The 23,350-nt window shown below is 51.6% G+C and carries 20 protein-coding genes and 3 pseudogenes; 20 read left to right on the top strand and 3 right to left on the bottom strand.

Annotated elements, in window-relative coordinates; all coding sequences use genetic code 11:
* Positions 1-143: 143 nt before the first annotated feature.
* Positions 144-1,052, bottom strand: coding sequence for a hypothetical protein (locus ATJ93_RS21820; RefSeq protein WP_120246782.1), 909 nt, complete (start codon positions 1,050-1,052; stop codon positions 144-146).
* A 245-nt stretch (positions 1,053-1,297) separates the two neighbouring features.
* Between ATJ93_RS21820 and ATJ93_RS21815 the strand changes: the two genes are divergently transcribed.
* Both ATJ93_RS21815 and ATJ93_RS21810 read left to right on the top strand, forming a co-directional pair.
* On the top strand, positions 1,298-2,071 hold the full coding sequence (locus ATJ93_RS21815) for a helix-turn-helix transcriptional regulator (RefSeq protein ID WP_120246781.1): 774 nt from the start codon (positions 1,298-1,300) through the stop codon (positions 2,069-2,071).
* A gap of 123 nt (positions 2,072-2,194) precedes the next feature.
* Entirely contained in the window at positions 2,195-3,508 is a 1,314-nt protein-coding gene (locus ATJ93_RS21810; protein ID WP_120246780.1) for a cytochrome P450, read from the top strand.
* Positions 3,509-3,512: 4 nt separating this feature from the next.
* On the opposite strand, the gene ATJ93_RS21805 is transcribed toward ATJ93_RS21810, so the two are convergent.
* Positions 3,513-4,433, bottom strand: coding sequence for a UbiA family prenyltransferase (locus tag ATJ93_RS21805; RefSeq protein WP_211334120.1), 921 nt, complete (start codon positions 4,431-4,433; stop codon positions 3,513-3,515).
* A 95-nt stretch (positions 4,434-4,528) separates the two neighbouring features.
* On the opposite strand from ATJ93_RS21805, the pseudogene ATJ93_RS21800 reads away from it, so the two are divergent.
* From ATJ93_RS21800 to ATJ93_RS24200, 12 genes and pseudogenes are all read left to right on the top strand, one after another.
* Positions 4,529-5,484: pseudogene (locus ATJ93_RS21800) on the top strand (transposase); the annotation flags it as partial.
* Positions 5,485-5,946: 462 nt separating this feature from the next.
* Positions 5,947-6,276 carry a hypothetical protein gene (locus ATJ93_RS23965; protein WP_245977797.1) on the top strand — a complete coding sequence of 110 codons (330 nt, stop codon included), beginning with the start codon at positions 5,947-5,949 and terminating at the stop codon, positions 6,274-6,276.
* A gap of 49 nt (positions 6,277-6,325) precedes the next feature.
* A complete protein-coding gene (locus ATJ93_RS21790) occupies positions 6,326-8,038 on the top strand; it encodes a hypothetical protein (RefSeq protein WP_120246778.1) in 1,713 nt (570 codons plus the stop codon).
* A 77-nt stretch (positions 8,039-8,115) separates the two neighbouring features.
* The gene (locus ATJ93_RS23300; RefSeq protein WP_147376673.1) at positions 8,116-8,877 is read left to right on the top strand and encodes a hypothetical protein; all 762 of its coding nucleotides are present in this window, start codon (positions 8,116-8,118) and stop codon (positions 8,875-8,877) included.
* Positions 8,874-10,028, top strand: coding sequence for a hypothetical protein (locus ATJ93_RS21785; RefSeq protein WP_120246777.1), 1,155 nt, complete (start codon positions 8,874-8,876; stop codon positions 10,026-10,028). Before ATJ93_RS23300 ends, ATJ93_RS21785 begins: the two co-directional genes overlap by 4 nt.
* Positions 10,029-10,063: 35 nt before the next feature.
* Complete coding sequence (locus ATJ93_RS21780) at positions 10,064-11,143, top strand: hypothetical protein (RefSeq protein WP_394338804.1); 1,080 nt, start codon at positions 10,064-10,066, stop codon at positions 11,141-11,143.
* Between the two features lie 91 nt (positions 11,144-11,234).
* Entirely contained in the window at positions 11,235-13,346 is a 2,112-nt protein-coding gene (locus ATJ93_RS21775) for a VirB4 family type IV secretion system protein (RefSeq protein ID WP_245977786.1), read from the top strand.
* On the top strand, positions 13,339-17,601 hold the full coding sequence (locus ATJ93_RS21770; RefSeq protein WP_120246775.1) for an ATP-binding protein: 4,263 nt from the start codon (positions 13,339-13,341) through the stop codon (positions 17,599-17,601). The genes ATJ93_RS21775 and ATJ93_RS21770 overlap by 8 nt, the downstream gene beginning before the upstream one ends.
* Positions 17,602-17,857: 256 nt before the next feature.
* Positions 17,858-19,162 carry a phage NrS-1 polymerase family protein gene (locus ATJ93_RS21765; RefSeq protein WP_120246774.1) on the top strand — a complete coding sequence of 435 codons (1,305 nt, stop codon included), beginning with the start codon at positions 17,858-17,860 and terminating at the stop codon, positions 19,160-19,162.
* Positions 19,163-19,306: 144 nt separating this feature from the next.
* Complete coding sequence (locus ATJ93_RS21760; protein WP_120246773.1) at positions 19,307-19,627, top strand: CopG family ribbon-helix-helix protein; 321 nt, start codon at positions 19,307-19,309, stop codon at positions 19,625-19,627.
* Complete coding sequence (locus ATJ93_RS21755) at positions 19,624-20,115, top strand: hypothetical protein (protein WP_120246772.1); 492 nt, start codon at positions 19,624-19,626, stop codon at positions 20,113-20,115. The genes ATJ93_RS21760 and ATJ93_RS21755 overlap by 4 nt, the downstream gene beginning before the upstream one ends.
* A 56-nt stretch (positions 20,116-20,171) precedes the next feature.
* Positions 20,172-20,291, top strand: a pseudogene (locus ATJ93_RS24200) (PadR family transcriptional regulator); the annotation flags it as partial.
* A gap of 53 nt (positions 20,292-20,344) precedes the next feature.
* Here ATJ93_RS24200 and ATJ93_RS21745 read toward each other — a convergent pair.
* Complete coding sequence (locus ATJ93_RS21745; protein WP_120246771.1) at positions 20,345-20,698, bottom strand: DUF7344 domain-containing protein; 354 nt, start codon at positions 20,696-20,698, stop codon at positions 20,345-20,347.
* 533 nt (positions 20,699-21,231) lie between these two features.
* Between ATJ93_RS21745 and ATJ93_RS24195 the strand changes: the two genes are divergently transcribed.
* From ATJ93_RS24195 to ATJ93_RS21715, 6 genes and pseudogenes are all read left to right on the top strand, one after another.
* On the top strand, positions 21,232-21,618 hold the full coding sequence (locus ATJ93_RS24195) for a DUF7558 family protein (protein ID WP_449405102.1): 387 nt from the start codon (positions 21,232-21,234) through the stop codon (positions 21,616-21,618).
* Between the two features lie 92 nt (positions 21,619-21,710).
* Entirely contained in the window at positions 21,711-22,070 is a 360-nt protein-coding gene (locus ATJ93_RS21730) for a MarR family transcriptional regulator (protein WP_120246769.1), read from the top strand.
* Positions 22,067-22,171 (top strand): annotated as a pseudogene (locus ATJ93_RS24625) (PemK-like protein); the annotation flags it as partial. The gene ATJ93_RS21730 and the pseudogene ATJ93_RS24625, both read left to right, overlap by 4 nt.
* A 226-nt stretch (positions 22,172-22,397) precedes the next feature.
* Complete coding sequence (locus tag ATJ93_RS21720) at positions 22,398-22,727, top strand: hypothetical protein (RefSeq protein WP_120246768.1); 330 nt, start codon at positions 22,398-22,400, stop codon at positions 22,725-22,727.
* A 298-nt stretch (positions 22,728-23,025) separates the two neighbouring features.
* The gene (locus ATJ93_RS23855; RefSeq protein WP_170155631.1) at positions 23,026-23,184 is read left to right on the top strand and encodes a hypothetical protein; all 159 of its coding nucleotides are present in this window, start codon (positions 23,026-23,028) and stop codon (positions 23,182-23,184) included.
* Positions 23,181-23,350, top strand: a 170-nt coding sequence (locus ATJ93_RS21715; RefSeq protein ID WP_120246817.1) for a type II toxin-antitoxin system VapC family toxin, incomplete at its 3' end; no start/stop codon positions are given. The genes ATJ93_RS23855 and ATJ93_RS21715, both read left to right, overlap by 4 nt.

Below are 23,350 nucleotides of genomic sequence, written 5' to 3'. Positions count from 1 at the left end.
CCACACACCACATAAGGATTTCTAAACTAAACTGACAGATATACGCTTTGAGAGTGTTCCAGTTTCTCCCACCAATATATCAGCAGAAAAATTCCAAAACGTCTGTTCCTCAATTCGTTAAGAGGGCCTAGGAACAGGAGAGATCACGGCATCTGGTGTTCGAAAATACGCTCGTTTGTATCTTCACACACTGCTGCGATCACTTCGTGGCTACTACAGCATGATTCGACTGTTTCCTCGCTGAAGACGATCTCTCCATCACTCGTCGGGCAGGTATCGAGGAATAATCGCAACCCGTTAAGGAGTTCTCCCTTTTCAGCAGGTTCGTACTCGCTCCATTTCGTATCCCACGACTCAAGTACTCGAGAAGCAGCGATGTCGGCAATCAGGGCAGCTTCCGATGGCCACTGACCGATAATCTGTTGGTCCCGCTTCAGCTGGCGAGCTTGATCATCCTCTCGAATCGTGAACTCATGATTTTCTAAGTCCAGACCTAATGCTGCAGCAGCATCTTCTGCTGAGAGATCGCCGTCATTGAGGTCGGTCATTTCTTCAACCCACTCTGATTCGAAGGACGTCTCTATGCACAGATCATCCCTCTCATCACATTCTTCGACAACCCCTACTGAGAGGAAATACTCTTCTGGTGATAGGGTGACGGACCCTTCATTTTCTCCTTCAGACTCGTTTTGAGCCCCCTCATTAGAGATCTGTGCTGTAGTCGTGTCAGTACCACTAGTGTTTGAACTAGAAGTATTAGTCGCAGCCAAGCCATTCCGAATTTCCGGTTCTGGCTCTTTCCCGAACAGTTGGAGAGCAGACGCTGGCATATACCGTTTGGTCAGAGTCGGTGTTCCGGGAATGAGGTACCCTCGAAGATAAATCAACACTAGAGAAACGCCAACCGACACTACTCCCATGAATTTCGATTTCCGGCTAATAATTGCTCCAAGTACACCTGCGATCGCGACATTCACCACCGTACATGCTTCACACCGGTTCTCTCCCGTATACTCTGGTTGCCGTAATTCCTCAGTTATCTTTTCTCTCATCTACCTTTGACATTCCATTGAACGCTTATGGTTTTTTCGGTAGAATTATTAGACCTATCCCTATTGTACTACCAACTTTTGAAAAGATAATCAGATAGTGGTCTGGTGACTCAACTCCTGGCCGATTACTCATCTCCATTTATCCCCCCATGATCTACACCATACTATTCTCAAATCTAATTTCAGTGTATAATAAATAGTATTTTGACAAAAACATTACTGTGGTATCCTCCTAATCACATAATATGGATGATGTAGAAAAACTACGGGATACACTCAGGAAGCGAACCGAAATTCTTCGCGCTCTACTCAATAACCCACAAACGAAATCTGATCTCACAGAAGAAGTGAGTGCATCTCGTTCTACGATAGATAGAGCAATCAAAAACCTACAGGACTTGAGATGTGTTGAGATCCAAGGTGGGGAGTACTATCTTACCTCAACTGGAAAGTTGTCTCTTGAAACATACGAAAACTATGTGGACACCACTGACAACCTAGCAGATATTCACCAGATAATAAATAGCATATCTGGTGATATATCCATCGACCGTGACTTCATTAAGGGGGCTTCTAAGCATCTTGCTGACCCACAGGTGCCAGAAACTGCTTTGAGAGAAGCCAACGAACTGCTGAAGTCAGCAACAAAATTAACAGGCTTAGCTCCTCTTTCCCTCCCTTCGTATCCAGATTTGCTAGAAAAGGAAATTCAAGAGAATGATCTAGAAGTCGAGATCATCGTTGAGGAGAAAGTTCTCGAGTCGCTTCACGAGGTACGAGGAGAGAACTTTGAAAATTTCGTTGCAGATGATAACGTCGACATATACAGTACTGGAAAATCACTCCCCTGTGCAGTGTGGATAATGGAAACTCCTGAAGGAGAACATGCCGGAATGACTGTCTATAACCAGGGAGGTGTTCAAGGCGTAATAATAAACGATAAGGAAGCAGCTGTTCAATGGGCTCGTGAAACATACGAAAAATACCTCAAATCTTCCTCAAAGATAGACAATCTGTAAAATCCTTCACTGTTCTTCGATACAGAAGTCTAATTCACAACCTGATGCTATCATCAGAGTGTGGCCATACCACCAGTTTCCGAGAAACAAATTTATTCTTTAGTATTCACTCGATCCAATGTGATGTCACAACTCCCCGGTCCAACTGGATATCCTCTTATCGGAAATACACACCAATTTTATCGCAAGAACATCCTAAAGTGGTTCAGTGCTTTCCCCGAAAAATATGGAGACATTGCTCAAATCCGGGTTGCTCGCAACCAGATTGTTCTTCTAATGGACCCTAATGATATTCAAACAGTCCTGATAGATGAAAATAAGAAGTACCGAAAGGGAGGATTCCATAAACGAGTAACATCCTCATTGATCGGCAACGGACTTGTTTTAGCTGAAGGCGATCGGTGGCGATCCAATCGCCATGATCTTGAGCCTTCCTTCCACCCTCAGAAAATGAACTCCTATGCTAATCAAATAAAAACACATACCGAGTACAAATTGGGCCAATGGGAAGACGGCGATATAGTCATGTTCGGAAACGAAATGAAAGAACTGACACTGCGTATTATCACCAATGCGCTATTCGACATTGACCTTCGGTCGGAGAACTGGGACTTACCCTCTATTTTTGATGAAGTGATCGACTACTTCACATATATCGCCCAGACCTACGTCTACCTCCCTGAGTGGATTCCTACCTCGAGGAATCGATCATATCGTCGTGCTATCGGTGAACTTGACGAGATCGTCGACGAAATCATTACACGCCACATAGAACACCCTGAAGAATATGACTCACTCATAGCTGATCTTCTTGATCAAGAATCGTGGACTAAAGCAGAGATTCGAGACGAGGTTGTAACACTTCTACTCGCTGGCCATGAGACTACCGCGCTCATGTTAGCATATACTACCTATTTGCTTGGCTCCAATCCAGATATCAGAGCTCAAGCTATCAACGAAATCGATCAAAATGAGCCCCAGAACTCTGAGAAGCCTTTCCAACAGTCTAATCTACTCGATCATATCCTGAAAGAGTCCCTTCGCCTTTACCCGCCTGCATATGCGATATTTCGTCAACCGACCGAAGATGTTATTCTGAGCGGTCACAAGATATCCGAAGGAACCCTTCTCTGTTTGAGTCAATGGGTGACTCATCGAGACCCTCGACTATACGAGTCTCCACATGAATTCCAACCAGACCGATGGGAATCTGATTCACTATCAGCACCATCACCAGGAATGTATTTCCCATTTGCAGCAGGCCCAAGACGATGTATCGGGGAACGATTAGCAATGCTTGAAGGAAAAATCGTGCTTGGAATGATCCTCGAAAAATACATACCAAAAGTTCCATCTCAAGAATCTCTCGAAGTTATTCCTTCCCTCTCAACGCAACCTAGCTCACCAATCAAAATAAAGCTCGAGAGAAGGAATTGAACAGTTACAGAAGTAAGCCGACTGCTACCACTCCATTTAGATACGTAGCCCAAAGTGAGATACTAAACCACCGAGAAACAGTTAGTGACTTCTCTTTTTCAGATTTACCGACTATCTGCCAGAGAAGTAATCCATACGCCAGTCCACCGATTCCGAGTCCTATAGCCGATATTGGATACCCGCCCAGCCAGGTGAAGATCGCAGCTACGATTGTAGTCGCCGCAGACAGGAGTATACTTCGGCCGACCCCTATTTGTTGAGTGAAAGTCGAGAGACCGCTTTGCCGATCAAAATACGTATCTGCTGCTTGATGAGCTATATGATAGCCCAAGATATACAAGAAAATCGCAGCAAGCAAGAAATAGGTCTCTTGGTTGAATCTAAGCCCTATAAGGAGTGAAACAGGAAGAATAGCACAAAATACGTCGACCCCGGTTGTTACGATATGATTCAAAAAACCGAGTTCTTTAATCCGGGGTGGGTACGAATATACGAACCCAAATATAGCAACCAAAGCACCCATGAGAAGGAAAATCGGTTTATCAGTTCCGAAGGCGAGCCATCCCCAAAGTGAGAGCCCTACCGTTAGTTCGATCGCAAGTAGCGAATAAAGATTGTTTTCTCCTAATATTTGAACTGATCTAGCGATATATGATTTCTCTGGATTTTCCTTATCAACTCGATAATCATGCAACGCATCCGCAACTGAAGCTTGCATTTTTGACATCATCATAGCAACAAATAGTACCATCAAATTATTTATGTATCCCTGGACATCAGATATTGGTTGATTTGTTGCAATATTAATACCGATAACGGCATAAATAATATTATAGCTAATAGTTTCTGGTAGTCGATTGACTTGTGCTAATCCCCGTGTCTTCTGAGAAATCGTTTTCCAATCTATGTTTGAGTTCACATTCATCTTGTCAATTGGATTTGATTCTCCATTACCAATTGATATCGGTCATTCTTCTAACTTGTGGCTAGGGAGAATGTATATTGGTTCCAGGAAAAATCGATCAAATTCGAAACGCAATAATGACGGCGTTCAATGCTGCCACGGAGAACATCATCAACTCGATCCGTAGCGACGATCCCTTCGACTCGCGAGAAACCGTTGCAGCGATCGACATCACCCACGAGCAGTTCCACGTCTGGCCGTGGGAAGACAAGGAGGCAGGGATCGCGAAGCCAGACTACCCGAAATGGTGAGCGGATACAAGAAAGATGGCGAGTACAAACGCGGGTACAAGTACGCGACTATCACGCTGGTCGGTGACTACGCGCCTATCGTCCTCGGCATTGAGCCGGTCAAAGAGGACTCTGCGTGGGAGCCCGAGAACTCTCCATCGTACTCGAAAGCCGATTTAGTGAGCCGATTGCTTGATCAGGCAGAGCAGTTCGTCGACTTGGATATAGTGATGTTCGACCGGGGGTACTACGTGAATCGCGTGTACGCAGATGTTCACGAGCGCGGGCTTACGTATCTCTCTCCAGTGCCGACGTACGAGGATGACTTAGCGGCAATCCAGAATATTCAGGAGCATCCAACAGCGGACGAAGCTGTCAAGCATGACGTCCCGTTCGGAATCGACGGCAAGATCCATCACGAAGCGGAGTTCCTGTACGCACCGAGTACGAGCGATGATGCCGACGGCAAGTACGCGGTGTTCGTAACGAACCAGGACCGCGTTGAGCCCGAGGAAATCTCGAGTGTCATGAACGGGTACAGTCGACGCTGGGATATCGAGAACCAGTACAAGTCGATCAAGGATTTCATGCCGAAGACGTCGTCGACGGACTACCGACTTCGCCTGTGTAACTTCGCGCTGTCGACGCTGATCTATAACCTGTGGCGGCTGACGGATTATCTAATCAAGGTCGCGCTCGACGAGCCGATCCGGTCACCGCCAGTGATCACGGCGAAGACGTTCGTGAGAGCGTTGGGCGACTTCCTGCGTGAGTTCGGGTAACGGTTTTCTCATACCGGGTTCTCAAATTGGGTAGCGGCTGCTTTGTCGATTTTTAGTGTTTTCGAACTACTTGTTATACAGGAGACCAATCTACAGTCGTTAATTCGATCTCGTCCAGCCTTCGCACCGAATATTGAGTCATCAGCTCGGGAATTTCCTAGTTTCATTTGTAAGTTTATAAGCACGCGAAGAACGTGAGATGGATTTCCCTAATCTGAGTAGAAAATATTCCAACGATTATGCACCCAAACGGAGTAACTTTCGCACCATCCAACAGCCCGCTGTCATAGATATCGATAGGATATTTCCATATGATATATTCCTAGGGATAGATAAGGAAATCTTATATTTATGTCTCAATTAGATCAAAATATCGTGACGGGAATTCTAGCTGAGACACGTTCAGGTGAACCGTCGATTGAGCGGCCTCATGGAAAGAGGCTAGTCAGACAGTGTCTATTCATACTGCTCTTAGCCGTGATCTTTCTAGTCAACCCGGTTGTCGCACAGGATGATGTCCTGTGTGAGGCCGATCAGCTTCCGGATATGATTTCTGGGTTCTTCCAGATTACGACGACGTTGGGAATTGCTGGACTCGTTGTTGTCTGGCAGGCGGATTCACTTGCAGAGATGTTTACGGTGAACCCTGAGCAGAAGCGTGGGTTGAAACAGCACAAGCGGACTGCCCTGAAGTCCGCTGTGATCTTGTTGGTGCTTGGGCCCCTCTATTCCGTTGCTGGGTCGATAATGAGTCTCCCACTTGCTGATTGCGTTAATCTAGCGCCATGGTGATTGATCAGCCATAATCCTCGTTCGAAAGGCTATGCATCGAATCGTCTCCATGTTCGGCGCTGTAATCCTCATTGGAGGAATGCTCGTCGCCAGTGGAACAAGTAGTGCCACTCCCCCACCTCGTCCCGGTACTGATGAGAGTGGCCTTTCTGCAAACGAGACTGCGACGCTCTGGGCAAAAGAGCCTGATGACTGTATCAGCGACGAGGAATACTATGATCGGTACGGCGAGAACCGGACAAAGATGCAGGCCGTAGCGAACTGTACCGATATCACCTTTGCAGACCCACCAACGACTGCCAAGCGCTGGACCACTTACGACTTCGAGTCGCTCGAGGCAGGCGATACGAATACATCGGTGTATCCACCCAATGCCGAAACTCGAGATTCTACACTCATTGCTGATGCACACGCGACGATCTTCGCAGTCCAGCCATCGACGATGGTTCACCTGAATGCGAACGAAACACCGCTCTATGTCGCGCCAGAGGGAGAAATTCGTGGGTTTATCGACTATCGAGTTCGGGTTCCGGATGAATCGGAGAACGAAACTAGTGACTGGTCACTCGTTGGTCACGAAATCGAAGAGGTACGGCTAATCCAAGACGGGGAGGTCATCGCCGAACAGACTGGGCAACAGACGCCTGTCCTTGAGTACGACCTTGAGGGCACTGGCCCGTCGACGCTAACGCTTGAGGCTGATATCCAAGTCGAACTCGAGGAAACGATCACAACAGGGACTGAGACCCGAACGGAGGTTCACATCGACAATCTCACGGTCTCGAGTAGCCGTGAGGTCAATGTATACGATCTTACAGCGTCGATCCACTACGCCAACTATCCCAATGGAGATACCGGTATTGCGATTTATCAAGCGCAGCCGTGGCATGGATACCAACTTACTGAAGATGGTGATGCTGCAGTTCGTGGGGTCTGGCGATACTATACAGCTCGAAATACGGACTGGGACCGGCTTGTAGAATCGTCGGCAACCGAGCGTGAGGTAGTCGAATCAGATGCACATCCGGTCTACGTCCGGGCGTATCCCTCAGAGATCGGTCCCCGTGCAGACCCGATTCGCGATGGCCCAGTCATCGAAAAGATGTGGGGAACCGAGAGTTCATCACCGATGCCGACAGTCCCCGATAACGTCGCGATCGATATCGTCGAAGAGCCGTACACACGATCCTACGGACTCGCAATTCGCTACGACGACGTTGATCGCAATCACCTCCAAGTGCAGGGGATCGTTCGTGGCGAGACGGCTGAACTCGTAGAGCCACAGCGTGGAAGTGAGCGCGAAATCCGGGAGAGTGAATTGTCTGTCGAACTGCTCGAGGAAAACGAGTCAGCAGCGACATTTGAGATCGAGTTGCGGGATGCCGAGACCGGTGATCCGATCGTTCTTGAACCGTCGTTCGAGAATCATCCTCGAGTTGCACCAATTGGCGTCCAGACGCGTGCTGGGTACATTACGATCGCCGATCAGCGTGTCGAGACGGATACCTCTGGCACCACGACAGTGACGGTAACGCAGCCGGGGATCCATACAGTAGAATATCACCCCGGCTCGTGGCGAACACACAACCCGGCGTACGTTGGTGACACGGTATCCGTTTCGTGGAACCCACTTACGACAGCCAGCGGGTGGATTACACTCTTCATCGACGTACTACGGCTCTCGATACCGTTCCTCATCGCGCTTTATGCAGGTCTCAAGCTGGGATCGTTCTTGCACGTTTCAGACGAATACCATCCATGATCCGAAACACATCCACATCACGACGTACCGTTCTCAGTAGTATCGTTACCGGCGCAGCTGTCGCCGTGAGTGGTTGCATGAGTGGATCCTCTGAGACCAATCAGTCGGAGGCAGATGAAACCAAAGACGAGGACAATGGTATATTCGACGCTGTATTCGTTGAGGAGATGGACCTTGTCCTTGAGCTTACTGAGGAGTCGTCGATTGACCACGTCAACGTAATTGCTCCTGATGGCGAGTTATTTGCCGAACGGACGATTCCTACAGGCGTTCGTCGAGAAACAATTCAAATTGGGACTTCGTATACCCCTGGTGACTACGAAATCATTGCTGTTGAGGATGAAGAAGAGCAGGCAACGCAATCACTGACGATTGAACCGGACGTTGATATAACCGATCTTCGACTCGCTCGGAATCACCCTGAGGAGATGGTTGAAGGTGCAAGTGATATTGATATTCGCACAGAGACTATCATTAGGTTGGAGAATGATGGAACCGGTCCTGATGAAATAGTTGGTCTATCTTTCTCGGGGGATATACCTCGTCCTACTCCATCGAATTTCAGTGAGAGTGGAATCTATGATACCGAGAGTGATCTTAATCGTCATACAGATAGTGTGGTACTCCTTCCAGATGATGAAATACTCATTTACAGCCAATTGATGCCTTTCTCCGCTTCGGGAGATAATGTCTCTTGTTCGCCGAATACTGTGGAAGGCGAATTCGAAGTAAATCTTGAATCTGCTGTTCGTGAGGATCCGACTTCTGCTTCCTATATGATCTCATACACCGGTAAAGACCTCAACGAATGTGAAATCGAAGTTGAATCTAAAACATGATACCTGCGATATCTCTCGCAGAATTCGGTCGGAAGTGGTTCGAGGATATCGTTGAGACGCTTATTGAATGGCTACAAAATGGTCTTGTTGATGGATACCATGCTTTTACGAAGGCCGCATTTAGAACTCCAATTCCTAGTACAGAGGGGAGCTTTATCTTCGGAACACCAACAAATAGTCCATGGAACGGCCTTTATGAGGCCCTTGTGGGTGGTGAGATCATGCTTCTTTCTTTACTTCTTCTTGTGATCTTCGTTCAAGCCCATCACACTATTCGGATATTTGATTTTGGAAGTGTCTACACGGCCCGGAAGGCTCGCCGATCAGCATGGAGTGGCGCTTTCCTAACTGTAACGTGGTACTGGGTTGCAGCCCTCTCCTTATTCCTCATAAATGGCTTTACAATAGCCTTGATTCCAGACATCAGTGCTCTCAGAGAGGCACTCCTCTCGTTCCTCCAGGTATCTATCTCAAATCCAGCACTCGCGCTGTTATTGGCCGGAATTGGCGGAATAGCAATGTGGATACTGCAGGCGCTCTTTTTCATTCGAGAGATTTTGCTCTATCTTTACCTCTATTCAATGCCACTCCTTCTCGCGGTTATCTTCGGCTATCTGCCTGTTATTTCTCGTATTGCAAAGCAACTCGCTATCAAATTCGTTCCATTGGCGGTCATGCCGCTACCAGTTGCAATTCTCTTTCGAGGCTACGATTTTCTCTTTGGAACTGGTGCAGAGTTATCGATCGCTCCTGAGAGTGCTTTCTTGAGCTATCTTGTGGGTGCATCGCTGCCAGTCTTTTCGCTGATTTTAGTGTGGAAACTCTTCACGTATGCGAGTCCGCTAACAGCGAGTGTCGTCGGAGGAGTTACAAAAGGAGTAATCACAGCAGGCGCAGCGATCGGTGCAGCGAAAGTAGCTGGTCCTATGGCTGCTGTAACTGCTGCTCGCTGGGGACCGAAAGCAGCCACATGGCAAGTCGCTGGTCGACGGCTAGCTGGCCAGCAGCACTCGAGCGAGGCACAAACGCGAGCCCCCTCAAGCAGCGAGGGATCAGGTGGGACAGTACATGATAATGTTGTGACTGATGCCTACGGACAGCAAGGCGTCCCAGAGTATCGCCGTACAGAGAACGATCCAGGCTACTACTGACCATGACTGATCGAGAGGCAGCTTCCCGACGGATTATGAACCACCTCGGTGAGGAGAATCGGATCCCAATCGTCAACGTAGATGAGGGCGACGTCTATATCCTTCTGGGCTTCCCGATTGCCGGGTTACTACTCGGCGGCGTTAGCGGAGTCGATGCCCTGACACTCCCGCTAGCTCTCGTGGGCCTTTCGCTGGGTGTTGCAGCAGTCTATGCCAGCCCATCACACCTGTCGGCTGCAACGTGGCTCACTGACGTTTATCGCTACTACTGCAAGCGGCCACGAGTCACGTACAGCGCTCCGAACAAGGAGCACGCTCAAACCCATTCGGAGATGACGAAAAACAAGGGCGGCGTGATCAACTATACGCCCTTTGCACCGGACGAACGAACGCAGGATCTAACGAACATCGAGCGAGCATGGCCTGGCGCCGGTGCTATCCAACGGACTGACGGGTCGATGGAAGCGTTCCTCGAGGTCGATCCTGGGAACATGGATTTTGCGATGAGCGGCGATTGGGCCCATGTACAGGAGATAGCGAGCGAATTTGCGAACAAGGAACTCGATTCGACGCTCAAATTCCACGCGACAACGCGATCGTTCCCAGTTGCAGATCTAATCACCCAGATTGAGGACCGACTTGACGACGAGGACGTCGATGAGAACCCGATCTTCGAGGAACTTCTCGAGGAGTATCGCGAGCAGCGGCCTCGAGAACTCGAGGGGACACAGCAGATTCGGTGTTTCATCGGTGTACAAGTGCATCCATTCGAGGTGTACAACCGATATCAGACCGAACGATCGCCGGTAGAGAAGTTGACCACGTTACCGGTGATCGGGATTCTGTTCAATCCGTTCGTCACCCGGCGGGAAGATCTGGGCGATGCCGAGCTTCGAGCGAAGATGTTCGAAAAGCTCGATAAACGGTGTCGAACCGTCCAGACAGAGCTTATACAGAAGGCGCCAGGCTGGTCGGCACGTCGATTGAGTACTGTTGAGTTGTTCGTCCTCTCAATGGACTTCTGGAACGGCGAAGAACACGATTACGACGACGCCTCGAACGCTGTTCGCGATCAACCAATCCTCGGCTCACAACGGAGGGATGAAGATGCATAGGCTACCGTTGGTATCGACGAATATCTCTGCCGGCCTCGAGCAAGCGTTCACTGCACTCGAGACAACGCACATCGTTGGTGGAGCTGTCTTAATGGCCGTGCTCATCGGAGTCGGTCTGAAGATCTCTCGAGATCGGGTAGCGACAGAGGAGGAAGAAGTCGACTTCTCCGATGTTCTCGACGAGGAAACGCTCGAAACTGGCGACGTCGAAGGACAGATTCTCGAGGATATCTCGGAACGACACAAGAGTGCCATTGCTCCCGCAGCGATTACGTGGGAGACACGAGCAGCGCAGGTCGGCGAACAGTGGACGTCGACGCTATACATCGCGGACTATCCGGACTATCCGAAGGATGGCTATCTCAACGAACTGTTCGAACTGACTGACGTCGAATTCGACCTCACAGTCCAGATCACACCGCGGAACCAGCAGAAAGCACGAGACGAACTCCAGCGTGTAGCCGACGATCTTCAGGTTGATGCCGATCTCGAGCAAAGCGTCCGCGGCGCCTATCTACAGGAACGCGCAGACGAGGCACTCGCGACATACAAGGCCGTCGAAAACGGGAGTCAGGTCTTCGATCAGGGAATGTTCGTTACCGTCCGAGCGGAGACGAAAGACGAGCTTCGCGAATCCGTCCAGACGATTCGTAGTCGACTTCGCGAGCAACCTGCTGGTCTCTCTCCAAAGACGGCAATCTGTAATCAGGATCTCGCGTTGCAGGCAGCAGCCCCGGTCGGTCAAAATCCATTCGGTCGTGAGTCGATCACCCTCGGAGGCGCCATCGGCGCATTGCTTGCGTCACCGCACAATGCGACCATCCTCGAGGACGAAGGAGTCGAGTTCGGCGTTCATTGGAAAAACGAGAGCCCGGTCGTGATTGATCCATTTGCTCGCGAAAACGGCTATGCGATGTTCACGATCGGCGATCCGGGGTCGGGGAAGAGTTTCAGTGCGAAACAGAACTTCATTCGCTCGATCGAACAAAGCGAGGACCGCATCGGCATCATTCTCGAGCCGCTGAATAACTGGGCTGGTGTCGCCGAAGCCCTCGGTGGAACCCGAATTACGGTTGGCGGCGATATGGGACTGAACCCACTCGAGATCAAGCCGACTCCTGAGCGGATTCAGCGAGCAATGGGTGAGGACGCCAGCCCGTATCGAGAAAAACTCGATAGTGTGATGAGCTTCCTCTCGAACTACTTTGCGCTCCGTGGGATCCAGTTAGGGGATAAGCGCACCACACTCGAGACGGCAATTGAGGAAGCCTACGCTCGAAAGGGAATCACCGACGATATCGCGACTCATCACAACGAGAGTCCGACGATGCGCGACGTCCTCGATATCCTCGAGGAGATGGTCGACAATCCGGATGGATTCGTCGTCAGGACCGACGAGGAAGTGGACAAGATCCAGTCAGATGCGACGTGGTTGATCGACCAATTACGCTCCTTTGCTGAGGGCGGCCGCTACGAGAACCTCGGCCGCCAGACCGAGTTCGACCTTCGCGATGAGAAGGTGATCTACCTCGATCTTGCTCAACAGGAGGGCAGTCTTGGCGGCAGCACGAGTCTAATTATGCAGTTGCTCATCACGCTCGTCTACGAACGAGCGAAGGAGACGGACAAGGAGGTCGTCTTCGTTATCGACGAAGCGCGATATCTGATGCAGGACGCAGCGAGTCTCGAGTATCTCGAGATCGTGTTCCGGCATCACCGCCATCACGATCTCTCGATTCGGATGATCACCCAGACCGTCGACGAGTTCTTCCAGCACGCGGAGTCGGAAGCGATTCTCGATCAGTGTGCGATCAAGCAATTCCATCACCTCGATGGGATGGACCAAGAGTGGGCCAACGAGTTCGGCCTGAACTCGGCACAGATGCGGTTTGTGCAAGATGCCGTCCCTGGAAGTGAGGATATCGGCTATTCGGAGGCACTGGTCGGTGTCGACGGTGACTGGCGTGGGATCGAAGTCCACGCCCTCGAGAAGGAAAAGAGGGTGATCGATTTCGATCCCAAGGAGCAGTCGCGGTCTGCACTTCCCGGTATTTCTGATGACGAAGAGCAAGATCGCCGTCCGCTGGGAGAATCAGCCGCATCAGATGATTCTGCCGGCTTCGAGATCAGCTACGGCGATCAAGACAAATCTGAACCGGAGCCACCGACTGGAACTGACGGAGGTGACGTGTCCGATGACTGACCGTGAGTATCTTCGCGTTATTCCGACGTCAGAGGAGCTTCACACGGAGGACATTCCGACTGCGATAGAGAGCCTGTATAAGCTCACGAATCCTACTCACCGTAGTCTCTCGAGTCGTCTGAATCCGTTTGCTGATACGACTCCGCCAACGTTCGAATTCCTCGCCGTAAGCAAAGGGACTGATGAGCCAGTTGAGTTCTATTATGGAGTCGATCAGCCGTCCCATCTCGAGACGCTCGAAAAGCGCCTCAAGACAATCTATCCCACTACCTTCGATATCACGCGTAGCGAGGTCGATCTCGAGAAGAAGATCCTTCGATCGACCAAGGATCGATCAGATGAACACCACGAGACCGGTGGTCGGACTGATGGTGGACGGCCGATCGTTGGCACTGACGGAAACAAGCAGCAGGCTGACGATGAGGACACCACCAATGAAACCACGGTCTTGGACAGCTCCTCACTCCCTGTAGAGGAGGAGGTGTCGCACACGGATGATGAGGCCGTGACTGATGATCGATTCCGCGCGGACCTCGAACCGATTGGCGTCCAATGGCACGGTCGAGGGAAACGCAAACGCGACTGGATGACGACGCTCAAATCGTTTGCAAACCGCGACCCCGACCCAACTGAGTACGATACCGAGCAGCCTCCGTTGGCCACAGTGATCGATGATCTGACCGAGATCGAGTACCCGGTCGTCTTCCAAGTCATTTGGCAGCGCAAGCCCGACTGGAGTGCTGACGCCGAAGTGCGGAAGGAAGATCTTCGAGACGGGCGTGATACGTTCGGACAGCGGTATATCGCACCACTATTCGAGGTCGGGACAGTCGATTCCGAACAGAGGGAAGGGCCCCAACTTAGTAGTGAAGCACGGGCCCGGATCGAACGGATCGATGCGAAACATCCGAAACGGACGTTCACTGCGAATGCTCGAGCAGTTGCAATAGTCTCTGAAGATGTGAAGAACAGGGAGCAGGTCGAACGACAGTTCGATCAACTCGCTCAATCATTGACACCGCTGGATGGCCCGTTCTACAGCCTTGAGGGGAAGCGACTTCGAGAAGCAGGACTCCTGTCGCGAACGAAGCAAAAGCGTGCACAGACACTACTCGAGAAAGTCTTCAATGCGGAGTTCGCTACAGGCCGTGGAAAGTCCCGGCCTGATCTGGTCTTGAACGGCGACGAACTCGCGAACCTCGTCGTTGTTCCCTCATCTCAGGATCTCACTATCGAGGGCAGTCGTGGCGCACGCTCCGAACAGCGCTCACGGAATCCGTTACCGCGTCCAAACCCAGACCTGATGGAAGAGTTCCGAGAGGGGATGGCAATTGGCTACGCGCTCGATGAAACCGGTGAACCAGAGGACGAGCCTGTCCGTATTCCGCCCTCGTTACTTCCAACCCACTATGTCCGTGCCGCGACGACCGGTGGTGGCAAGTCGAAGTCACTCACCAACGACAAACTCTCGCTCTACGAGGAGACAGACGGCCCGATTATCCTGATCGACGCAAAGGGAGACGGTCTCTGCAAGGAGTACATGCGTGCTCACGCCCGGCGATTCGGAATGGACGACCTCGAGGAAAACGTCCTCCATTTTCCGATACCCGAGATCCTCCCAGGATTCGCCTTTTTCAACCTCGAACCGGCGCTCGAGAACGGCGTCCGTCGCGTCGACGCTGTCCAGAATAAGGCAGATCACTACGAGGAGATTCTGAAGATGGTGATGGGGGAAGAGCGGTACGAACAGGCAGTCGTCGCTCCGAACCTCATTAAGTACCTCATCAAAACGCTCTACGACGAGGAGTATGGCCGAGAGAACGGTCGCTATCGGGAGAGTGTGAACTACTTCGCCCACGACCAACTCGAGCACATCGTTGACCAGCTATGGCGTGCTGGGCCTCCTGAGCCGGAGGAGAGTGCAGCCCCACAGTCGAGCAATCCACAGGTGCAGCGACAACTCGAGCGGCAGCTCCAACTCGATCCAAACAATTTCGCGACGGTAATGGGAGGGGTGAGCAACCGTATCGACTACATCTCCCAGGACGAACACCTGCGCCGGATCTTCAACAACACCGATCCGCAGTTCGATTTCCGGGATATCCTCGACGAGCAGAAGGTAATTCTCTTCGATCTAAGCGGGCTTCGTGACGACTCTGCGAAGGCAATGACTGGTGTGATTCTCACGGAACTATATGATGCCTTGCGGGAGCGCGGTGATGAGATCCAGGCGAAGCCGGACGATTACGTGGTCAATCTCATCATCGACGAGGCCTCGAGTCTGGCCGTTTCCGATGTAATGAACGATCTGTTGGAGAAGGGACGTAGCTTCCGGCTCTCGGTCGGACTCTCTCTACAGTTCCCGGAGCAACTGGACGTCAAGGGTGGTCGCGAAGTCTATCTGAATGTACTCAACGATGTTGGCAGTCCGATCATCGGTAAGATCGCTGTCGACGACGAGATCGCGAAGGTGATGGCCCACGAAGATATGGATCCAAACGAGTTCACGAACCGGATTCGCTCGTTGCCTCGAGGCGAGTGGATCGTTCGGCTGCCCAGTCCGAAATTCGGTGAGACTGGGCCGGAACCGTTTAGCCTCTCTCCGCTGCCGATTCCACCGGGCCATTCCGAGAGTGATGATCCACTCACTGACCGCGAAGAGCAGCAGTTTCAGGATGTGCTCGAGCGGGTCCATAACCGAGCGAGCACTGAATATGGCATCGTGTCCGGTTCGCCTCCGCCCAGCCAGACGTCTGAAGCGGTTCAGGACGCGTTTGATCTCGAGTCCGCTGATCTCGACGAGGCACTCGCACATGCTGTTCGAACGGTTCAGCTACAGCGCGAAGTTCGCGATGAGAATGGATGGGTACCCGTTCAACCCGTCGACGAAACACTTCGGTCCCGATACGATGCCGTCGATGCGTCACCACCCTCGATCGAAGAACTCGGTGAGATTCGAGAGCGATCACGACTGCTAGAGGTCACACTCGAACAGGACAGCGCCGAAATCGTCGTTCGACTAACGGAGACTGGTGAGGAGAAGACCGAACTGGAGACCGGTGATGTGCGTGCTGCAGGGAATGAGACACACGACGAATTACTGGAGACCGTTGAACGGACCCTCTCCCAATACGATTTCGACGTCACCATCTTCACCCAGGACGGGAGTGAGAAACCCGATGGGCGTGCGATACACCCAGATTGTGAGCACATTTTCGAGATCGAGGTCGAGTCAACGACCATCGACAAGCCGGTGAAGATCCTTCGAAACTTTCAACGAGCGCACGATGCCGGTCATATCCCCTTCTTTGTCGTTTCCGATTCTGACGGTACTGACGGGGTTCAGACTGCATCACGGCTCGAACGGATAATCTCGTCACCAGTGAAGGAACTCGAGTCCGGTGAAACACGCCTCTATACGACCGATTCACACATTACGTTCGACGGCGGTGCCAACGCTCGAGAGGGGGTCACCGCCGTCCGTCCACGGGTCGGCGATTCAAGACGTTCAGTGTGGGTCGATCGAGGTGACGAATACGTTCTTCGCGATGGAGACGGAAACGAGTTCAGTACCGTCTCGTCGTTTGACTCGCTCTCGCGAAGCGATGTTCCCGCCGTGTATAGCTACAACCGGGCTGCCGACGAGTATGTCGTCAACGAGCACACTGATCGACACACGTACGAGAGTCGTTCGGAGTTCGAATCAGAATGGGTACCGATCAAACGGCCGTTCATCCCTGAATCTTCATTTGCGCAGTCCCAGGCGAATCTCGAGACATACGTAATCGCCGTCATTGACCGAGAGATGGGTGAAATACAGCTCTATCGGAATGGCCAACGTGTTCCGCTCGAGGAGTTCGTCGATAAGCTGGCATCGTTGAGTACTGATCTGGGTACGGCGGTGGAGCCAGATCTCTCCTCAAGTAACTCTGAATCTGAGAGCGAACCGTCTGATAGCAGTCCAGGACAGAGCGAAACTGCAGGATCCGAATCAGAGGAAGCTGATTTCGCGACCTTTGTCGAACGGTGTGTTGTCGAACGAGACGAGGCCGAAATCTCAAAAAATGATCTCTATGACGCGTACCAAGTGTGGGCGGATAAGCTCGATCACGATGCCTATGCGAAATCGTGGTTCGGTCGTAAACTGAGTGAGCACGTTTCGTACGAGGAATATCGTCCAACACGCGACGGTGAGCGTGTGCGATACTATAGAGGTATCACACTGTCGAACCACGGGAAGAGATTCCGTCGCTGAACCATGGTGGGTCGTCATTCGAAATGGGTGAATTGGAACAATGTCTGTTCATGTCCACGGATACGAATGCCTGGACAGGACCGTCCAGGGAAAAATCGCTGGACAGCGTTGGATGTCCAGGGAAAACCAGGCCAGAAACCGACTAATATAGAACCCGCTCAACCCGTCGGTAGTTCTTCCTTGGACATCTCGAGTACTCACCCCACTCGGGTTTGTTGGAGTTATCAATAGATTGGCTCATAACAGGTGATCGAACATGAGTGAACATTCGTCCTCTGAACGTTTTGCCGACCCAGAAGTACTTCCTGACCAACTTACCGAACGAGAACAGTGGATTTGCTGGCGAGAAGAAAATAGAGACGACAAGCCGACAAAAGTACCAGTGGACCCGACGACTGGTGACTTTGCGTCGACAACTGACGATCGGGCGTGGACTGACCTCGAGGAGGCACTCGAGTACGTGGCTATGGGGGCAGCCGATGGCATCGGGTTCGTATTCACAGTAACGGATCCACTCGTCGGCGTCGACTTGGACGACTGTCGCGATCCCGAGACGGGTGAGCCACTCGGACCGGCAACAACGATCATCGAGCGTCTGGATTCGTTCACTGAAGTCTCGCCATCGGGCACCGGCTATCACGTCATCCTCGAGGGCGAATTACCCGACGGTCGAAATCGCCACGATTCGATCGAGATGTACGATCAAGCGCGGTTTTTTACCGTCACTGGTGACCACGTCGAAGGAACGCCGACGTCAGTCATCGAACAGCAGAAAGCCCTCGAGGCAGTTCACGACGAGTTCGTTGTAGTAAACGATACTGACGAGACCGATACCAGCGATGTTGATGAACCCAGCGGCGCGGATCAGACACAGTCGCTCGAACTCGAGGACGAAGAACTCCTCGAGAAAGCTCGATCGGCGAACAACGGTGACAAGTTCGACCGCCTATGGCGTGGCAACATCAGCGGATACGAGAGCCAGTCGGAAGCCGATATGGCGCTGTGTTGCCTACTCGCGTTTTGGACCGGCTGTGATACCACCAGAGTGGATCGCCTCTTCCGTCAGTCGGGACTAATGCGGGACAAGTGGGACGAGGTTCACTATGCGGATGGATCGACCTACGGCGAAAAGACGATCGAACGGGCGATCACGAGAACTGACGATGTGTACGAACCCTCGAGCGAGACTGGAACGGAAACGAGTACCTCTGTAGTAGATCAATCATCAAACGAGACGAGGGGAACAGATAACAGGCCAGTATCGTCGAGTGTGACTGCCGATACTGAAGCTACTGGTGGGACTGATCAAGCAGCCTATCTAGCCGAGAAGAATCAATTGTTGAGCGAGCGTATGGCCGAACTCGAGGCGACGATTGAGCAGAAAGACGAACGCATCGAGGAACTCGAATCGGAGAATCAGGCGCTTCGGGAGGCACTCACGACCTGTAAGAAGCAACTCGAGGACCGTAATCAGTCGTCAGCGCTCGAGGACACTGAGGCTGCTGCTGATGCAGACTCGATCTGGAACAGAACGAAGCGGTTACTTAGAGGAGACGAGTAGTTCCTGCGTCATTGGTTGGGTTTATTACCCCCAGAAGTGAGTGAGGAGTTCAGAGAGGAACTGCCTGAAAAAACTCGAAACTGTAACGAGTAGAGATAGTAATCGTAAATCTGTGGGTACAATGTATGTACAAGTGATCGAGTTATGGGGACAACACGAGTCAACTTCCGCCTTCCAGATGAACTGCTCGAGAAGGCCGATGTCGCTGCCGAAATAACGCATAAGAACCGTACAGAGATAATCAAGGAGGCACTCCAGCAGTACTTCGAGGAGGTTGAAGACGACGAGAAGTTCAAAGAAGAGCTCATCGAGCTCTATCTCGACGATCAGATCGGCTTCGAGACCCTGAAAGAGTTCGTCGGTCGGCAAGATGCTGAAGCTGTCCAGGCCTCGAAATCCGTTCTCGAGCAAGGAGATGAGCTAGCAGACGAACTTGCAGATCTCCGACGTCAGGTGCAGGAATGATCGTCATCGATACAAGCGCGTTCATCTCTCTAGCCACAGCAGAGACAGTAGATGTGGTTCTCGAGGAATACGATGTCCACACGACCGAGATAATACTCGAAGAATTAGCGGAGACATCGGAGTATGACGATGGTCACGGCTATGCAGCACCGGATGTCCTCAAAGCGAAACAAGAGTATACCATTCACGATACCTCGGAGCCGGAACTCGAGACATCTCGCATTGACCGTGGTGAAGCCAGCTGCGTCGATCTGTGTCGAGAACTTCCGGCGGATTTTCTAATTACTGATGACCTTCGAGCGCTACCCGAACTCCAGAACCTTATCGAGGCTCGGGTAGCGATTTCACCGATTCTGCTAAAAGCACTGGTCAATCGAAACCGGCTCACCGAAAGAGAGGCAAAGAGAAGGGTAGAATCACTTGCGGAAAACCGTGACTGGCTTGGATCACCGATCTATCGGAGAGCACAGGATCTCTTCTCCGAGTAGTCCAGGTATCAGTACCCACTGCTGGATGATGGCTCGAGCAGACCGACGATCACATTGATGAACTTGAGGACTACTACGAGCCAAAGATTCACCACGGGCGGCTCTATCCGAATTTGGACACTATCGTCGATAAAGGTGAGAAGGACCGGCGGACAAATGTCTACACCATCACTTGATGTTGTGAACGTGAACTTGACGCTCGTCGTGAATGGGAGGACCAGTACCTTGCTTAGTTTCCTTCGTCGACAAGCTGGAGATACGGGGCGACCACCTTGCGGTCAACTATCAACTCCACGAGCTCGCTATTACTGTCGTATTGGATGAGCCCGATATCTGCTAACTGGGGAAGATGCCGATGGTTGAGATCAACGAGAATTCGTTCGTACCAGTCGTACGAAGGCTGATCTTCTTTGATAGCGATATACTCGGCGAGATCATTGATATGTATCGCTGCTGGCTTCTGTGCGAGGTAGGCAAGCGCGTATTGCCGTCGTTCTGCTGAGAAGGCCTCGAACAGCCGCGTGGGTTGAATATCCGATGGTCTGTTCGCTTCATCGTGAGGAACATGCGTGTGTGGCTTCATACGATCTCCGTACTTCACCTACTCTCGGCCAGCCAACGGGTCTCACAGGACAACTTCAGCAGAGTACGAACCTCGATAGGATATAGTCCAATATAGACTTTTTGTTCGCGATTATAGCTAGAAATTAATCGTTCTCACGGCTAGAACGGTCACTCGTCGAGGAGATTGGGTTCGTAGCCCGATTGCTCGTCGAGTGAGTGTTTCGTGATTGTAACAGACCAGTTTGGGGCATCTGTGACAGGGATCTGAATCTCCCAGTTCCCTTCGACAGTGGCACCACGACTGAACGCAGTGATAATCAATTCTTCAAGGTCGCGTTCAAACGCTTCGGTGTGTTCAGATTTCATGATCTCGAGGGAGGGTTAGAGTAGTGCTCGAACTCTCACACTTTTCAGATCACGCGTCAAAATAACGCTGTCTCTTCTGGCGAATACACAATCACAAGGGCCTAATTTCCTCTTGTTGATCCTATTATATAGATATTGTATGAATCATGAGCTTTGAAACTCCATCACAGACTCTCCGACATATCGATGGCCTCTCAAGCTGGATTGATCCTCAGGTATGATGTAGATCGTCGCTGTTGGTGTATTCCGCTCACTGGCTATGCCTTTTGTGATGCCCCGCTTGACACTGAAATTGGCGAGGCCCATACTTGGGGACAGGATGAGCGTATCACCCGCCCGATCTGTGTCGACTGCGCGATCCAGACGGAGTCGGATCCCGACGAGCGCAATCACGTTGCCTGTGACGGCTGTGGGGCTTGTCGTGGACACGCTCGCAGCGCTGACGTGATTCTGCGTCGAACTGGGGATTTGGAAGGTCCGTTGCAGCTGTGCGCCCGCTGTAGCCCGGGTGGGCTCGCGACGTACTGGACGCGCGACCTCGAGGAGCATCTCATGGTGATGGCAACAGAGTGAATGATCAGTACCAGAATGAACCCTATTTGCGACCACATAACCCAGTAACAAACACCCAAACAGCTATGGATCCACGGTACCAACATCAATTCATGTCGAGCGGCACCATCGATATCGAGGAGTTCGAGAATGCCGACGACGACGAATTCGAGGACCGAAACGACACCGAGCGAATCGTGCGATTTCTCGACGACAACGACGACCGAGCATGGAAGGCGGCGACGATTGCGGACCAACTCGAACTGGATACCGATGCTGTCAGTGCGATCCTCTCACGACTGAAGGAACGAGACCTTGTGCGGCATAAGCGCCCGTACTGGGCAATTACAGATAACGAGGATCGGCTCCAAGCCGCTTACCGTCTTCACCAGCACCATCAGACTGCAGATGAGCAGTACGGTGAGGAGGATCTTGAAGAGTTGAAAACCGACGAGATGGAGGAAGTGCGGTGACGGCGTTTGATGAATTACAACGCGGCGACATTATCTGGGGAACTGATCCACTCCCGGACAACGGTCGGCCACTGCTCGTTTTGGGAACTCCACAATTTCCGAGAGTCTCTCCGTCAGAAATGACTAATGACACCAATTGAAGATAGATTGATGACTGTGTTTCCCCTTTACTTACGTGGGTCCCATGGATACTGATCGTCACAGGTCTTCTGTCGACGATTCTGAGGCACCCGCTACCACTATCGGACTCTATGCTCTCGATGAGACCTCGCATAGGAAAAATCAGCGACAAATGAGCCAACGGATGATACCAAGAAGTGAGTGAGTATGGCCGATAGCGACGCCCTCTACAACGTTCGTGAACGAACCGGAAACCCCGAGCATGCATCAGTTGACGACGTAGTTGATCTCGTGTTCGAGCGAGCGCAGAATCCCCGTGAGGATCACCAAGACGCTCATTTCGATGAGGCGATGGCGGCCATCGTCGATAGCTACGGGACGGAACCCGTCCGCACCGTCATCCATCGTGTCCTTGTGGAAAACTCTCCGTTCCGCACCGCCACAAATGGCCTCGAGATGCGTAACGTCGACGGCGTTCATATCGGGACGACGGCTGGCTGGTTCCTGAGGGAACTGAACGCGCAGCAAGACAGCTGAGACGTTTTTTGTGAAATCCTTCGGCCGATCGGGTCCCATGACCATGTGGGACTGCGTCTCGCTTGTTCTCGTTCGCTTTGTGTACGAGAACGCCGTTGTGAGCCGCAATACTATGCTCGAGCGTTGGGTTTCTTCCCTCCAGAAGTGAGTGAGAGTTCAGCGATGACTACAACGAATTGGATCCTCAGTACCGAAAGACAATATGAACCTCTGGTTCATCGCCATCGATCATGGAAAGCAGTCAAACCGATCTGACCTGTGGCGAACTGTTTTACCGACGGAAAGCTATTGATCAAGTATGGGTGTCTACGCCGACGACGTAAGCGAATTTGCTCGCACCGACGACGAGGACGAAGACAGTGATAAGCCATCGCTTGGTGAACGACTTCAGGGACTAGCCAGCGACCTTGATGTTGATTCAGTCGCTGAGGTTCGTGAACTCCGCGAACGGACATGAAACTCTTTCTCGATACCAACGTATTCATCGCTGCAGTAACTGACGAACCGGATACTGGAGCGATCGCTGTAGATGTCCTTGACGGTGATCACGACTTTCTCACCTCGATGCTTAATCTCATGGAGTTGCGGTCAGTGCTTACCAAAAAGGAACGTCTCGAGTTATC

The organism is Halopiger aswanensis (assembly GCF_003610195.1).
Lineage (GTDB): Archaea > Halobacteriota > Halobacteria > Halobacteriales > Natrialbaceae > Halopiger > Halopiger aswanensis.
This window is presented reverse-complemented; position numbering and strand designations above follow the sequence as displayed.

Excerpts from the sequence above, each read along its gene's own strand:
- ATJ93_RS21820 (WP_120246782.1), bottom strand. The coding sequence starts at position 1,052 with ATGAGAGAAAAGATAACTGAGGAATTACGGCAACCAGAGTATACGGGA.
- ATJ93_RS21815 (WP_120246781.1), top strand. The coding sequence starts at position 1,298 with ATGGATGATGTAGAAAAACTACGGGATACACTCAGGAAGCGAACCGAA.
- ATJ93_RS21810 (WP_120246780.1), top strand. The coding sequence starts at position 2,195 with ATGTCACAACTCCCCGGTCCAACTGGATATCCTCTTATCGGAAATACA.
- ATJ93_RS21805 (WP_211334120.1), bottom strand. The coding sequence starts at position 4,433 with ATGAATGTGAACTCAAACATAGATTGGAAAACGATTTCTCAGAAGACA.
- ATJ93_RS21790 (WP_120246778.1), top strand. The coding sequence starts at position 6,326 with ATGTTCGGCGCTGTAATCCTCATTGGAGGAATGCTCGTCGCCAGTGGA.
- ATJ93_RS23300 (WP_147376673.1), top strand. The coding sequence starts at position 8,116 with ATGAGTGGATCCTCTGAGACCAATCAGTCGGAGGCAGATGAAACCAAA.
- ATJ93_RS21785 (WP_120246777.1), top strand. The coding sequence starts at position 8,874 with ATGATACCTGCGATATCTCTCGCAGAATTCGGTCGGAAGTGGTTCGAG.
- ATJ93_RS21780 (WP_394338804.1), top strand. The coding sequence starts at position 10,064 with ATGAACCACCTCGGTGAGGAGAATCGGATCCCAATCGTCAACGTAGAT.
- ATJ93_RS21775 (WP_245977786.1), top strand. The coding sequence starts at position 11,235 with ATGGCCGTGCTCATCGGAGTCGGTCTGAAGATCTCTCGAGATCGGGTA.
- ATJ93_RS21770 (WP_120246775.1), top strand. The coding sequence starts at position 13,339 with ATGACTGACCGTGAGTATCTTCGCGTTATTCCGACGTCAGAGGAGCTT.
- ATJ93_RS21765 (WP_120246774.1), top strand. The coding sequence starts at position 17,858 with ATGAGTGAACATTCGTCCTCTGAACGTTTTGCCGACCCAGAAGTACTT.
- ATJ93_RS21760 (WP_120246773.1), top strand. The coding sequence starts at position 19,307 with ATGGGGACAACACGAGTCAACTTCCGCCTTCCAGATGAACTGCTCGAG.
- ATJ93_RS21755 (WP_120246772.1), top strand. The coding sequence starts at position 19,624 with ATGATCGTCATCGATACAAGCGCGTTCATCTCTCTAGCCACAGCAGAG.
- ATJ93_RS21745 (WP_120246771.1), bottom strand. The coding sequence starts at position 20,698 with ATGAAGCCACACACGCATGTTCCTCACGATGAAGCGAACAGACCATCG.
- ATJ93_RS24195 (WP_449405102.1), top strand. The coding sequence starts at position 21,232 with ATGGCCTCTCAAGCTGGATTGATCCTCAGGTATGATGTAGATCGTCGC.
- ATJ93_RS21730 (WP_120246769.1), top strand. The coding sequence starts at position 21,711 with ATGTCGAGCGGCACCATCGATATCGAGGAGTTCGAGAATGCCGACGAC.
- ATJ93_RS21720 (WP_120246768.1), top strand. The coding sequence starts at position 22,398 with ATGGCCGATAGCGACGCCCTCTACAACGTTCGTGAACGAACCGGAAAC.
- ATJ93_RS23855 (WP_170155631.1), top strand. The coding sequence starts at position 23,026 with ATGGGTGTCTACGCCGACGACGTAAGCGAATTTGCTCGCACCGACGAC.